Source organism: Lysinibacillus sp. NPDC095746 (genome assembly GCF_044763535.1).
Taxonomy (GTDB): Bacteria; Bacillota; Bacilli; order Bacillales_A; family Planococcaceae; genus Lysinibacillus.
Window position 1 is genome coordinate 54,956 of the sequence record NZ_JBIWGL010000022.1, and the last position, 13,521, is coordinate 68,476.

14 protein-coding genes are annotated in these 13,521 nt (G+C 35.0%); 5 read left to right on the forward strand and 9 right to left on the reverse strand.

Translation table 11 applies throughout. The features are described 5' to 3' along the window. Window positions 1-73: 73 nt before the first annotated feature. Both ACIQ7N_RS16550 and ACIQ7N_RS16555 read right to left on the reverse strand, forming a co-directional pair. Window positions 74-1,399, reverse strand: a complete 1,326-nt coding sequence (locus tag ACIQ7N_RS16550; RefSeq protein WP_402934026.1) for an MFS transporter — start codon at window positions 1,397-1,399, stop codon at window positions 74-76. A gap of 220 nt (window positions 1,400-1,619) precedes the next feature. Further along, on the reverse strand, window positions 1,620-1,937 hold the full coding sequence (locus tag ACIQ7N_RS16555; RefSeq protein ID WP_132357791.1) for a winged helix-turn-helix transcriptional regulator: 318 nt from the start codon (window positions 1,935-1,937) through the stop codon (window positions 1,620-1,622). Between the two features lie 161 nt (window positions 1,938-2,098). Here ACIQ7N_RS16555 and ACIQ7N_RS16560 point away from each other — a divergent pair, with 161 nt between their 5' ends. Further along, complete coding sequence (locus tag ACIQ7N_RS16560; RefSeq protein ID WP_132357793.1) at window positions 2,099-2,491, forward strand: DoxX family protein; 393 nt, start codon at window positions 2,099-2,101, stop codon at window positions 2,489-2,491. Window positions 2,492-2,629: 138 nt separating this feature from the next. On the opposite strand, the gene ACIQ7N_RS16565 is transcribed toward ACIQ7N_RS16560, so the two are convergent. The 3 genes from ACIQ7N_RS16565 to ACIQ7N_RS16575 all read right to left on the reverse strand — a co-directional run bounded on the left by ACIQ7N_RS16565 (window position 2,630) and on the right by ACIQ7N_RS16575 (window position 4,282). Beyond that, entirely contained in the window at window positions 2,630-3,496 is an 867-nt protein-coding gene (locus ACIQ7N_RS16565) for an NAD(P)-dependent oxidoreductase (RefSeq protein WP_402934030.1), read from the reverse strand. A 328-nt stretch (window positions 3,497-3,824) separates the two neighbouring features. Continuing rightward, window positions 3,825-4,001 (reverse strand): aspartyl-phosphate phosphatase Spo0E family protein, encoded by a 177-nt coding sequence (locus ACIQ7N_RS16570; protein WP_132357797.1) that lies wholly within the window; start codon window positions 3,999-4,001, stop codon window positions 3,825-3,827. Window positions 4,002-4,093: 92 nt separating this feature from the next. Beyond that, window positions 4,094-4,282: a hypothetical protein gene (locus ACIQ7N_RS16575; protein ID WP_100544207.1), complete on the reverse strand. Its 189-nt coding sequence runs from the start codon at window positions 4,280-4,282 to the stop codon at window positions 4,094-4,096. Between the two features lie 123 nt (window positions 4,283-4,405). On the opposite strand from ACIQ7N_RS16575, the gene ACIQ7N_RS16580 reads away from it, so the two are divergent. From ACIQ7N_RS16580 to ACIQ7N_RS16590, 3 genes are all read left to right on the forward strand, one after another. Beyond that, the gene (locus ACIQ7N_RS16580; protein ID WP_132357801.1) at window positions 4,406-4,594 is read left to right on the forward strand and encodes a YkvS family protein; all 189 of its coding nucleotides are present in this window, start codon (window positions 4,406-4,408) and stop codon (window positions 4,592-4,594) included. Between the two features lie 81 nt (window positions 4,595-4,675). Beyond that, on the forward strand, window positions 4,676-5,290 hold the full coding sequence (locus ACIQ7N_RS16585; RefSeq protein ID WP_132357803.1) for a CPBP family intramembrane glutamic endopeptidase: 615 nt from the start codon (window positions 4,676-4,678) through the stop codon (window positions 5,288-5,290). A 64-nt stretch (window positions 5,291-5,354) separates the two neighbouring features. Then, window positions 5,355-6,050, forward strand: coding sequence for a hypothetical protein (locus ACIQ7N_RS16590; RefSeq protein ID WP_402934035.1), 696 nt, complete (start codon window positions 5,355-5,357; stop codon window positions 6,048-6,050). A gap of 375 nt (window positions 6,051-6,425) precedes the next feature. Here ACIQ7N_RS16590 and ACIQ7N_RS16595 read toward each other — a convergent pair whose 3' ends face one another. Both ACIQ7N_RS16595 and ACIQ7N_RS16600 read right to left on the reverse strand, forming a co-directional pair. Further along, window positions 6,426-6,872 carry a MarR family winged helix-turn-helix transcriptional regulator gene (locus tag ACIQ7N_RS16595; RefSeq protein ID WP_132357807.1) on the reverse strand — a complete coding sequence of 149 codons (447 nt, stop codon included), beginning with the start codon at window positions 6,870-6,872 and terminating at the stop codon, window positions 6,426-6,428. A gap of 122 nt (window positions 6,873-6,994) precedes the next feature. Then, window positions 6,995-8,461, reverse strand: coding sequence for a PAS domain-containing sensor histidine kinase (locus tag ACIQ7N_RS16600; protein ID WP_402934072.1), 1,467 nt, complete (start codon window positions 8,459-8,461; stop codon window positions 6,995-6,997). A 210-nt stretch (window positions 8,462-8,671) separates the two neighbouring features. Between ACIQ7N_RS16600 and ACIQ7N_RS16605 the strand changes: the two genes are divergently transcribed. Then, on the forward strand, window positions 8,672-10,411 hold the full coding sequence (locus ACIQ7N_RS16605) for a B12-binding domain-containing radical SAM protein (RefSeq protein ID WP_402934037.1): 1,740 nt from the start codon (window positions 8,672-8,674) through the stop codon (window positions 10,409-10,411). A 452-nt stretch (window positions 10,412-10,863) separates the two neighbouring features. Here the strand turns inward: ACIQ7N_RS16605 and ACIQ7N_RS16610 are convergent, their stop codons facing one another. Together ACIQ7N_RS16610 and ACIQ7N_RS16615 are read right to left on the reverse strand one after the other, a co-directional pair. After that, the gene (locus ACIQ7N_RS16610; RefSeq protein WP_248718008.1) at window positions 10,864-12,219 is read right to left on the reverse strand and encodes a TrkH family potassium uptake protein; all 1,356 of its coding nucleotides are present in this window, start codon (window positions 12,217-12,219) and stop codon (window positions 10,864-10,866) included. 107 nt (window positions 12,220-12,326) lie between these two features. Next, entirely contained in the window at window positions 12,327-13,088 is a 762-nt protein-coding gene (locus tag ACIQ7N_RS16615) for a TerC family protein (protein ID WP_248718007.1), read from the reverse strand. Window positions 13,089-13,521 lie beyond the last annotated feature (433 nt).

Below are 13,521 nucleotides of genomic sequence, written 5' to 3' on the forward strand. Positions count from 1 at the left end.
CATGGGTTGCTTTCATAACATTGGGTTGATTTCCACTCCAACAGGGCGCTTAACTAGGCGTGCATACGTTTTTTCAAATGCCATCCCCAACTTTTGAGCCATTAACTTTCAGATGTATCAATAGGCCAATTATCGTCATTACAATTAATGTCGATAATGCAACACGACTTGCTAGCGTTCCGTAATCTTTCATCCATAATGTGACCGTTCCATAGACTGCCGGCCCAATAATGGACGATACTTTACCCGAAAATGCAAATAAGCCAAAAAACTGACCCCGTTTGTCTTCTGGAGACAATTCAATAATATATGTTCTAGATGTTACCCACATGGATCCTAGCGATACGCCAAACATACTACCTGCAAGCCAGAACATCCATTGCTCTGTCGCAAAGACAGCAAATGTTAAAGCGACAATCATTAATAGCGCCACCACGGTAATTGCACGTTTGGCTCCTATTGCTTTTGTTATATAACCAAATGTAAAAGAGCCTATAATAGTTGAAACCGTAGACACTAAGTAAAGCACGATAAATTGACCCGATGTAAAGCCAACAATCGTTGTTGCATATACAGCCATCATTGCGATGGTTGTTGCAATGGCATCATTTAAAAAGAAATAAGCAATCATAAAGGTGAAAATAGTTTTATATTGCTTCATGTCTTTAAAGGTTTGAACAATTTCCTTATAGCCATCTAGAAATTTAATAGGCTTGCGCTGAGACCTTGAAATTGGTGTATCCTTATTAATAAAAAATAATGGCAAAGAAAATAACAAATATAAAATTGCAGTTGGAATAAATGCTCGATGGAATCCACTATTTCCTACATACAAATAAACAAGTAACCCAAGAATTGTACCAAGATATCCAATCGCTACCCCATAGCCAGAAATAAGGGGCATTTCTTCTTTTGTCCCTAAATCACTCATCATTGAATCATAGAACACTAGACTTGAATTAAAGAAAAATTTTGCGATGATAAAGCTAACTACAACTAAAAATAAACTAAGTGGCACACCTGAATAATTTGTTGACGTCTGTAGATTCGCAAAAACCCCCATCATAAAGGTGGCAAAGATTGAGATAGACGCAAACCACACGATAAATCTCTTTTTATAGCCCGTATTATCTATCCATACACCAAAAAGTGGTGAAAAAACGACGAGGAAAAAGCTAGCAATGGCATTCGCATAAGAAATAAACGTGCTTGCCACCTGCTGCATTACCTCATTGGTCCCTAAAATTTCATCCATATAAAAAGGAAAAAATATAGTATTAATATTTGAAGAAAATATTGTATTCGCAAAATCATAAAATGCCCACGATAAAATTGGCAGTGATAAATAAAGAGCTAACTGGCTCCGATGCTGTGCATTTACTACTGAATTCCGCTTCATAAAAACCCCCTCCCCATTCTCTATAATATTAAATAAATTCCCTCATGTAATAAAAAATACCTTTTGTTTAAAGAAAATTTACACTATTTACAATATACAATTATTTTTAATTACCTAACACTCTAAAGTAAACGAATCTTAGCCTTCTCTGTGAAATACAAAAGATTACATCTTCAAAATAAAAAAATATCCAAGCCCCCTCGCTTGGATATCCTTTTTACTATTTTTCTATATCTACCCACGTAGACGACCATTTTTCAATTGCTTTTAGGACCGGCGCAAGTGCATGTCCTTTTTCTGTTAGCTCGTATTCAATCACCACTGGTGTCGATGGAATAACAGTGCGTTTCACAATGTTCTCTATCTCTAGTTCTTTTAATCTTTCCGTTAACACGCGGCTGCTAATACCCATTTGTTTTTTAATGGTTGAATACCGTTGAGAACCTTCTAATAACTGATAAATAAGCAGGGTATTCCAGCTATGATTTAATATTTTTAGCGCCCTTTCAAATCGTGGGCAAATTTTTTTTTGATCCAATTTTACCTGCCTCCTAAGTACTTCGTTCATATATAAGAGTATATCATTTTTCCGAAAATCAGTTTCAAAAATAAAATTAAGTTACTTGACAAAAGTTGTTTTTAAAAATAAACTAAGTTACGAAACGTAAGCAAAAAAACACAAAAGGAGTTAATTAAACTATGCAAAATATTGGTTCAACTATTTTACGTGTGGTGCTTGGCTTTATTTTTGCCGCTCACGGATATCAAAAATTTCAAGGTGGTATCGGCTTTACAGCTGATTATTTTGATGCCATTGGTATTCCAGGCTTTATGGCTTATATTGTTGCCATTATAGAACTAGTCGGTGGCGTTGCAATTATTCTAGGTTTAGGTACAAGACTTTTTGGCGCTTTATTGACAGTGACTATGATTGTTGCCATTTTTACGGCGAAGCTTAGTGTTGGCTTCATCGGTGAAAACGGCTTAGCTGGATATGAATTTGATTTAGCTTTAGCTGCAATTGCTTTATACTTCGCACTTGCAGGAGCATCTAGTTTTTCTTTAGACGCAAAACTTTTTCATAAAGAGTAATGTTTCGTAGTTTACTATTTTCTGTGTGTTAGTGAGCTGCCTCTTTATCAAATGAAAAACCCGAAGATCCATCCTTTCATAAGATGATACTTCGGGTTTTCTAAAATTTAAAATTCTTCGTTCTTTATAGTCAGTATTTTATTGATACGCCTTTAAAAGAGCCTGTGTACCGCTTTCACCATAGCCTGCTTCCACTAGCTTTTCATACATATCATAAGCAAGTGCTAGACCTGATAATGTAATCCCCATTTTTTTAGATTCGTCTAAAGCAATTTTCATATCCTTTACAAAATGCTTTATATAAAAACCTGGTGCGTAATCTTCTTTGATCATACGGGGTGCTAAATTACTTAATGACCAAGAGCCTGCTGCACCAGACGAAATGGATTGCAATACTGTTGGTAAATCAAGCCCAGCCTTTAAACCGTAAGCAAGTGACTCACACACACCTATCATTCCTGAAGCAATAACTATTTGATTACACATTTTAGCATGCTGTCCTGCACCAGCTTCACCTTGATAAACAATATTATCACCAAAATGTTTCATGACTGATAAAACTTTATTAAATGTAGCTTGGCTACCTCCAACCATAATTGATAATGTCCCATTTTGAGCTCCAATATCTCCTCCAGAAACAGGTGCATCTAGCGCTTCCACTCCAAGCTTCTGGGCATGCTCAAAAATTTTCTTTGCCAATGTTGGCTCGGAAGTGGTCATATCAATAACAATATTGCCGGATTCAGCTGTTTGAAATAAACCGTTTTCTCCAAAATAAACTTCCTCTACATCTGCAGGGTATCCAACCATTGTAAAGGCAATTTCCTTATTTTTAAATGCCTCTGCTGGAGTACTTGCCCATTTTGCACCTAGCGCTAAAAGCGGCTCCGTTTTCTCCTTTGTGCGTGTGTAAACTGTCACCTCATGACCATCTTTTAATAAATGCTTTACAATACTAGCACCCATAACACCAGTGCCGATAAATGCAATACTCTTTTTTCCCATATGTACATACTCCTTTGTTATCCAGGCTATCGATTCTACGTAACCAATCATTAGCACTTATTTTCATCTTTTTAGTGTAGTCTAATAAGTGCGATAATTCAAACTCCTTTTACTATCTTGTACTAAATGCCTTTTGCTGGACAACCGCCGAAAGAAGTTAAATCAATTTCGCATAAAATAACATAAAAAAAGAGAGCAAGTGATGGGGTATCACTGCTCTAAAGGGGGAAATGAGAATGTTGCTGTGTTCAAAATAAGTATTCTCCAAAAAAATACTTTTTAAACATATTATTTAAAAAGTTTATATTCTAAATACGGGAACATTCTTTCAATCTTCTTGATCTTCTTCTTCTTCAAATGCTGTCTGTCTATAATAAGTATTCATTAACTGATCTAATCTGCGACTCAGTTGAATGGTTTTTGCATTTTGTAATCCGTTCTCTACACCTGAGCGAATCATCATCTCACGAGTTTGCTCCATTTGTTTCAAGAGTAGATTGACCATTCATACAACCCTCCACACACAAATAATCATACCATTATTATACATTTATATTTCATTTCTTACAGCATTAACTTACGACAATGTTCGACAATTTAGCTTCTTGCAACTTCTTGATAAGTATAGATTACGCGTCCATTTTGTTTGGCTTCACCTCTAAAATGTTTAAATAAAGGATGTTTTACAAGTACTTCTCGAAACTCATAAAATTGTTCCTTTTCTATTTCTATACTTTTTAATTCCCCATTTTGTAATTGTTTAAGCATATTTTCGTATTTTTCCATTTTTCTTTTCCTCACTTCTCAATATTTTGTGTAATAAATTATGAATTATTCAAAAAAAGCTTTACGTTTTCCATTTTTTCATGCAAACTGTATATTATTAGTCGATGAAGGAGCTGACTGTCTGTGAAAATAGCTGAAGTTGGAAATATTATCGAGTTTAAAGATGGCTTACAAGGTATAGTAGAAAAAGTAAATGAAAATTCGGTGATCGTTGATTTAACATACATGGCGAATTTCGATTCTCTTGAAATTGAAGAAAAAACGGTCGTCAACCATAAACGTTACAAAATTTTATATACAAACGAGGCTTAATAGTCTGAATAGTCCCTATTTGTCTTTATAGATGATAAGGGGCTTTTTTTTTGATAATATTAAAAGCATGGAGGTCGAATAATGCTTACAAATTCGAAACAAACAATAATATTGCTCCTTTCTTTATTATTCGTTTATGGCATGCTTGCATATACCTTTGCTAACCAAGCTGTATTTTGGTACCTATATGCATTTACTTTACTTGTATGTATCGCCATTGCCATTTTGGCAGGTAAAATTGAAGATCAGTTACCTACCTGGAAATTTTTACTTTTCGGTATTGGGTACGGTACAATAACATACGGTATTATACGCTTTGGCTATTGGCTTGCACCATACATTAATGATTCATTAGTACAGTCAGTACAAAAATTTTTAACAAACTATGGACCACAAAATATTTGGCACTATATTTTACTCGTATTCATTGTTGCAATTGGTGAAGAGATCTTTTGGCGTGGCTATGTTCAACAACAGCTGAAACGTTTTATGCGTCCTACTTTTGCTGTTATTGTAACTGCGATATTATGTGCAATCTCTATTGCATTAAGCGGCTTTATGCTTGGTATGATCGCTGCACTTGTAACAGGCCTTATTTGGGGCTTTTTATATGAATGGCGTAAAAGTATGCCACTTGTTATTGTAACCCATGTAGTTTTTGTACTACTATTATTTTTAGTGTTACCTTTAACATGATAACATTAAAATTTGGAAACATTTTATCTTTACTAGCGTTTAATTAAGAAAGGGAGGGCTTTTCATGCAAAAAAAATTATTTTCTGTACCGGCATTATTACTAACAGCTGTTTTAGTTGTAGGATGTAATACTTCTGAAACAAAGGATTCTGATGCTCAAAAAAATGAGCCATCAAATACACCGACTGAACAGCAACAACCATCATCTAAGGATACAACTGTAGATGAATCGCAAGAAACGCCTACATCAAATGAAACAAATAAGGACAATAAAGACAATACAACTAAAAAAGAACAAGAAGTTAAATATGTACAAAAAGGTGTAGACAAGACTGAAAAAGCAACGGAATCTAATAGTGCTGATCAAGACTATAAAATGCACCAACTACCTGGATTTACACTTACCCAAGAAGAACCAGGTAAAGACATGTTAGTTTCTAAAGACAATCCTGAAGTATTTATGCGTATCGAATCTATTGATGCGTCACAAACAAAATATGAAGATGCAAAAACATCTATGCAAGATTATATGAATGCTGTTGGTGAACCATCATCTTTATCTTCTGAGGATTTAGCTGCATTTAAAGATGTTAAAAACATTGAGGGTTATGTTGTACGTTTTGAAGAAGATAAAGAAAAAGTAATCGGCGTTGTTTTTGAAAAAGATGGTTTAATTACAAAACTAATAATTCACGATAACGACGAATTAGATTTAACAGATGCTATGCTTAAAATGGCAGCAACTATTGCTAAAAAATAATAATTCAAATAAGACTATAGACAAACTTGTTTGCTCTATAGTCTTTTTTATGTTGGTTGTGTTATATTTTCAAAAACTTGTTGTCGACTAATGCTGCTATGTTTAGTTTAGAAATTATAGCAAGAAGCTCAACCAGGTTCCAACTATTAACGTTCTACTTTAATAGAGCCTTTATTTTATTGTGAGGCTGATTTTCATTCCTGCAGGCGTTAGGAACGATCACGTGGGCTTTAAAGCACTCAGGATACTTAGTCCTTCGCCTGTGCTCGCTCCCGCCTTATCTATGATGCAAATGATGTAAGAGGGGTTTGTTGGAGTACAATTTAACTCCAAAACAACAAAAAAGTTGCCTCAAACTCATTGAGACAACTCTTTTTAATAAGATAAGTCTTTAATAGACAGGCCTAATTTTTTTAATAAGGTGATAGCTTGGTCTTTTTCTTCAACAGATAATGCACTCATCAATTCATGTAAATGCTGTTCATGCTTTGGAAATAGTTCTCCCATAAATGCTTCACCTTTGTCCGTTATTTCTGCATAGGTAACACGGCGATCTGATGGACATGAGACACGCAATAAATACCCTCTTTTTTCAAGTTTGTCAATGACATACGTAATAGACCCACTAGCTAGCAAAATTTTATTGCCAATTTGCTGTAATGGCTGTCTTCCTTTATGATAAAGAAGCTCTAATACAGCAAATTCAGTAGGATTTAATCCATTGTCTTGAAAAAATTGATGGGTCATCTCATTAATCGCTTTATGTGCACGTGATAATACTATATATAATTTTAAAGATTGCTTTATATCTTCTGACGTCATATCCTTTTCCTCTCAATTCGCGTTTTATACATGCCATTATAGCGACATTAGAAAAGCATTGTCAAAAGCAATATTTGATTTTAAGTTTTTCACAGTAGTTTAATTTACCACTCAGACGCTTTTTATGTTACTAAATAAGCAGAATCTTTCGTGGAAACATCCATTGTATCCATCTGATTAAATGTGTATATCGGGAATTGTAGGTGGAAGCATGTACCCTTCTGTAATTCACTATTCACACCTATTACACCTTCATGCTCTTCAATCACCTTTTTCACGAATGCGAGACCTAGTCCTGTCCCTGTTGATTTTGTCGTGTAAAAAGGTTGGAATAAGTTTTGAAGGGTAGCACTGTCCATACCGACACCTTCGTCTTTAATCAGTAATTCTACATTCGCACAGTCAATAACATTCATTTCTACGGTAATCGTTCCACCATTATTCATGGATTCCATCGCATTTTTAATAAGATTCATGAATACTTGCTTTAAACGATTCTCATTACCACCAATGTATACTTGTGTAGAAGGAGAAATGTATTGAATCATAACATTTTTCATAAGCGCATCTGGAAGCATAAACTCAATCACTTGCTTTACAATGTGATCTAGCTCTAATAATTCCACTTTCATGCATGTTGGCTTGGACAATACTAAAAGCTCGGATAAAATTTGTTCCATCCGTTGAAGCTCACTATCGATGACAGATAAATACATGCGTGACTCTTCATCTGCATTTAGTTTTAGCAATTCGGTAAAGCCCTTCAAAGAAGTTAATGGATTACGAATTTCATGGGCGATACTTGCAGCCATTTGACCGACAACATTTAAAGCTTGTTGATGTTCAACTTTATGTTGAAGTTGTTTCTTTTCTGTTTCATCATTAATGACTGTGACAATAATATTGTTATATTCATCAAAGATACTCGAAATTTCATAATAGCAAGGGCTAGTAACTATAGTTTCATCAACTACATGAATACTTGCATGCTTTTCGCCCATCAGTTTAGAAAGGTATGTTGTAATTTGACCCTTCTTCAATGTAAATGCATCGAATATGTGCTGATGTGCCTTATGAAGTAGCAGCGATTTTTCGGTTCTTAAAAACATTTCAGCATACTTATTTAGCCCAAGAATTATCCCGCTAGCGTCACTTATAATAACAGCATACGGTAAGTGATCATAAGCATTGAGAGATTGTGATCTCTCCTGCTCTTGACTAACATATAATTCATGAGCTATGTCATTATTTAACGTTGAAATTTGCGCAACAATTTCCTCTGTGTTTGGATCATAAAAACATTTGAAGGACATCATTTCATACTCATTACCATTTGTTTGAATATTGAAGATTTCTTCTGATCTTAAATCATTTTCTAATTGTTTAACGAATTTCGCCCATTTTAAATTAGATGGCTCGTCCATAGTTAAATAGCCAATATACGTTGAATTGAGATTAAAAAGTTTAATAGCCGTCTCATTCACGTTTAAAATTTTCCCTGCTTTATTAAGAATAAGTGTTGGTGACGAAGTACTTGTCATAAGATTTCCAAAACATTGATTAATATCATTTTGCTTCAACTTTCTCACCGAACCTTTCAAAAGAGTAAAAAACCTCTTAATCGAATTTTGAGCCTTTACTATACTTTATGACTGCACGAATCTATTATTACAAAATTTAGTAAATTTAAGTATAAAAATTATTTCACGAACTGTTCACAAAATAAATAGGTAAAAAGGATTATATTGTATGACAGCTACTTGACTGTTACAATTAGAAATTGAAAGGAAGATTATTGCATGAATACTATTTTAACTACTTTAAACGCAAAGTATATTCACACAAATTTAGCATTGCGTTATTTAAAAGGTGCAGCTTTACCAGAATTTAATCCAATTATTGCAGAATATACAATTAAAGATCCTGCTTTTAATATTGTATCAGATTTATTCCAAAAAAAACCTGATATTGTAGGATTTAGTTGCTATATTTGGAATATTGAAGAAACTATTCACGTCATCAAAATGTTAAAAACTGTCTGTCCAAATGTTAAAATTTTGCTCGGTGGACCTGAGGTTTCTTATGATTCCCACCATTGGTTACGTAGAATTGAAGAGGTTGATTTCATTGTTATGGGTGAAGGAGAAACCTCCTTTAAACAGTTACTACGCTATTTGCATGGAGAAATTGCATTAGACGATGTTCCAGGGATTTGCTACTTAGAGGATGGTAAAGTACGAATTCACGCACAAGCACCCAAAATAGATTTACGTGAGTTACCAAGTCCATTTCGTTTTGAAGAGGACCTCCCTCATCTAAGCAAACGAATTCAATATATTGAAACAAGTCGAGGCTGTCCATTTAGCTGTCAATTTTGTTTATCTTCTATTGAAGTAGGTGTTCGTTATTTCAACCGAGAAAAAATAAAAGAAGATATTCGATTCTTGATGGACAATGGTGCACGTACTATTAAATTTGTCGACCGTACATTTAATATAAGCCGCAGCTATGCCATGGAAATGTTCCAATTTTTAATCGATGAACATAAGCCAGGAGTTGTATTCCAATTTGAAATTACGGCAGATATTATGCGTCCTGAAGTTATCCAGTTTTTAAATGATAACGCCCCTAAAGGTCTTTTCCGTTTTGAAATTGGTGTTCAATCAACGAATGATTTAACAAATACTCTTGTAAAGCGCCGTCAAAACTTTGAAAAGCTAACACGGACAGTGACGATGGTCAAAGAAGGTGGAAAGATTGATCAGCATTTAGATTTAATCGCTGGTTTACCGGAGGAGGATTATGCAAGCTTCCGTCAAACCTTTAATGATGTTTTCGCAATGCGACCAGAAGAATTACAGCTTGGATTCCTTAAACTGCTGCGCGGTACTGGCCTTCGTCTAGAGGCTGAAAAATTCGGCTATACGTATGTGGACCAATCTCCTTACGAGATTTTCTCCAACAATGTCTTAACGTTTGATGATATAGTACGCATTAAACATGCAGAGGATGTACTTGAGAAATATTGGAACGATCATCGTATGGATCATACAATTGAATACTTAGTAACTGAAGTATTTGAAACACCATTTGATTTCTTCCAAAACTTCGGTACTTATTGGGAAACAAAAGGTTGGTCTCGTATCGGTCATCAGCTTGAGGATTTATTCCGTCGTTTATTAATGTTTTTAGAAACTGTAGAGGGTGCTAATTTAACGATCATTCAAAGCCTAATGCAACTAGATTATTTAATGGCACAGCAGTTCCAGCCACGTAAATTATGGTGGAAGGAGCGCCCTACAGAGAAACAACAGAAAGCACTTTATACGGCCTTACGTGAAAACCCTGCAATTGCAGGTGAGGAATTCGCCAGCTTCAATCTATCTGAAAAAGAGTTGTTTAAACATACCCTTATTATTCCGCACCATGTAGATTACCAAAATTTCTCGAATGGCAAAATTGTACAAAAAAATGGCTATTTATTAACCTACTTCCGTCACGGTCAAGCACCATACTTTGCAACAATCCACTCTATATAATAAGAAACGCTAGTCCTTTAATAAAGTTTAGGACTAGCGTTTTTTTCATCTATTTAAGCGAGCATTTTCAAATTTTCCAGTAACCTAAAATGACCAATTCATTTGTGTCGTTGTAAGTAATTACCATAACCTTAAGACAATCAACAAATATTCTATGCGCAGTACAATTATCCTAAAAAAGTTTAGTACGAAATTCTCAACCCGCTAACACCCTGATATTGTAAAAATTACCTATTAATTAATCGTAATAACCAGGAAAAACAATTTAAAATTTTTCGACAATTTTGTGGCAATGTCCGTTTTTTCATCTATTAAACAATCTTAGACATCTTTTATGCATAGATTTTCTACTGATGTAATCTCTAAATGTCTCAGTTTTCACAATAAACTTTTGGGTTAATCGGAAAGAAAAAAAAAGAGCGGAATTAGCTCTTTTTTTTTCTCCTAGTAATTTACCCAATAATTACCCGTTCTTTAGGATAGTGATAATTAGATTTTTTTCCTCTACCTCCACCACCTAAAGTGTACAGGAAGGAAATTAAACCGACACGACCAACAAACATTAAAATCATAATGATAATTTTGCCAACTACCGATAGGTCGGAAGTGATTCCTAAAGACATCCCACACGTTCCGAACGCTGATGTAATTTCAAAGATTATTTGAATGAGTGATGCGTGTGGCTCAGTAATGAGTAAAATAATTGTCGCAACTAATACCATAAAGAATGCCAATAAAATAACAACAAACGAGCGGAATACATCAATTAAATGTATTTCACGTCCGAATACTTGAATATCCTCTCTTCCTCGCGAAAAGGTAATTAGGAATAAAATGGCCATGGCAAAAGTTGTTGTACGTATTCCTCCACCAACTGAACTTGGCGAAGAACCAATAAACATTAAAAAGCTCATAAAAATATCTGTCGCTTCACTAAAGGTTGTGACATCATACGTCGTAAGTCCAGCTGATCGTGTTGAAACAGAATGAAACATTGCAGAAAACAGAGCCTCATGCCAAGACATTCCCTTAAAGGAATGGAATGATTCAAGCAATAAAATAACGACAGCCCCTACTACAAATAAAATTGCATATGTGGAGGTAGTTATTTTTGTAAATAAACTAAAGCGGAAATTTGCATGGCGATTTAATAAAAAAGTTTTCACTTCAATCAATACTGGGAAGCCTATCGCACCAAGCACAATTAACACCATAGTTATCAATTGAACAAAGTAATCGTTATGAAACGGAAGTAAGCTCATACCCGTAATATCAAAGCCACCATTTGTAGTAGCTGAAATGGAGGCAAAGACACCATGAATCAAGGCTTCTTCAAAAGTGTCAAAGTAGTTAGTAAAGTGCAAAGTTAAAATGAACGCACCCATCACTTCAATGCCAATTAAGATTTTCAATATTTCCCGAATTAATTGAACAACCCCTGACAAATTGTATTGATTATGATCGATCATAATCAATTGACGCTCACGCATTCCGATTTTTTTCCCAACAAGTAACCATACAAAGGTACCAAGTGACATAATGCCAATTGCACCAAGCTGTAAAATAACAAGAACCATCACGAGCCCGAATGTGGTATAGCTTTCAGATATATTGAATGTTGTTAAACCTGTTACACTAACTGCACTTACTGCAGTAAACAAGCTGTCTAATAATGAAACTTTAACACCTTCTTGATGAACGCCTGGAAGCAGTAGTAACAGGAAGGAAATAGCTATAGCTATAAAATAATAAGAGACAAGTACCTGAAAAGGTGTAACAAGCCTATTCTTTGATCTTTTCCAGGGCACTTTGACAACCCCTTCCTTATATGATGCCAAACTCGATAGATATTAGTATAGAAAAAATACATCAAAAAAGAAAGAGGAATAGATACGACTATTCCTCTTAAAGATCATTAGACTTGTTTTTTATGACGAACTCCTACTAAATAACCTACTAATGCGATGGCCACTAATACAATCCAGAAAGTTAACTCCCACACTGTAGAATGCGGGAACTCTGCAGGTAATATGCCCACCTTCTCATGTGACAAAGTCAACACAACAAGCTTCACGCCTACCCAACCTACAATTAAAAACGCAGCGGTCTCAAGTGAGGGGAAGTCATTTAATATTTTCACAAACCATTGTGCCGCAAATCGCATCATTATAACTCCGATAAACCCTCCAAGTAACATGACCATAAATTGTCCACCATTGATGCCACCTATATCAAAGTTCCCTACATGTGGTAAAGTTACAGCAATGGCAACTGCAGCAAGCATAGAATCAATAGCAAATGCAATATCCGCTGCCTCAACCTTAAGCACTGTCATCCAAAAACCAGCGCCCTTTTTCCCTACTTCATCGTTAGATTCTTCGTTTGAATCCCCTTTATGACGTAAATCATATATATTTTTGGCAGACATGAATAGTAAATAAGCTGCTCCCAACGCTTGAATTTGCCAATAATTCACTAATACTGTAATGACAAAAAGTGCTGAAAATCGAAAAATTAATGCGCCAAATAATCCATAAAATAATGCCTTTTTTTGTTGTTCTCTTGGTAAGTGTTTCACCATCACAGCCATTACAACTGCATTATCTGCTGCTAATAACCCTTCTAATACTACAAGTACAATAAGTACCCAGCCGTATTGTAATAAAATTGATTCCATTCATGTGCCTCCTCTAAAGCTCTGTATACCCAAATAATCATTACTATACGAGTACAAAAGAAAAGACCTCTGCCCCTATAAAAGGCAAAGGTCTCGCTTAGCAAATAAATACTAGTCGTTGAATACTGCTAGTATAGAATTATTCGCTTATCACACCCGATGGTAAAAACCACGTCATGACGAATGTGAATCCAGATACTTCGCTCATACCTGTTAGCTACTCCCCTTTGACAAAACGTCGAAGGTTTTTTCTTCTGAAAACTTATTATAGCACTATCATATATGAGTGGCAAAATTATCTACCCCATTTTTAATCTACAATAACTCTATGTCTACCGCAAGATCAATAATACCTCGGCATAATTGCATCCGAAAAAGGCTTAGTGCTTAGGCCTGCGGATGTTTTTTGTGCGAAAGCGCAGTGCTAACGTAG

Coding starts and splice junctions, on each gene's coding strand:
- ACIQ7N_RS16550 (WP_402934026.1), bottom strand. CDS start 1,399: ATGAAGCGGAATTCAGTAGTAAATGCACAGCATCGGAGCCAGTTAGCT.
- ACIQ7N_RS16560 (WP_132357793.1), top strand. CDS start 2,099: ATGCAAAATATTGGTTCAACTATTTTACGTGTGGTGCTTGGCTTTATT.
- ACIQ7N_RS16565 (WP_402934030.1), bottom strand. CDS start 3,496: ATGGGAAAAAAGAGTATTGCATTTATCGGCACTGGTGTTATGGGTGCT.
- ACIQ7N_RS16570 (WP_132357797.1), bottom strand. CDS start 4,001: ATGGTCAATCTACTCTTGAAACAAATGGAGCAAACTCGTGAGATGATG.
- ACIQ7N_RS16575 (WP_100544207.1), bottom strand. CDS start 4,282: ATGGAAAAATACGAAAATATGCTTAAACAATTACAAAATGGGGAATTA.
- ACIQ7N_RS16585 (WP_132357803.1), top strand. CDS start 4,676: ATGCTTACAAATTCGAAACAAACAATAATATTGCTCCTTTCTTTATTA.
- ACIQ7N_RS16590 (WP_402934035.1), top strand. CDS start 5,355: ATGCAAAAAAAATTATTTTCTGTACCGGCATTATTACTAACAGCTGTT.
- ACIQ7N_RS16595 (WP_132357807.1), bottom strand. CDS start 6,872: ATGACGTCAGAAGATATAAAGCAATCTTTAAAATTATATATAGTATTA.
- ACIQ7N_RS16605 (WP_402934037.1), top strand. CDS start 8,672: ATGAATACTATTTTAACTACTTTAAACGCAAAGTATATTCACACAAAT.
- ACIQ7N_RS16615 (WP_248718007.1), bottom strand. CDS start 13,088: ATGGAATCAATTTTATTACAATACGGCTGGGTACTTATTGTACTTGTA.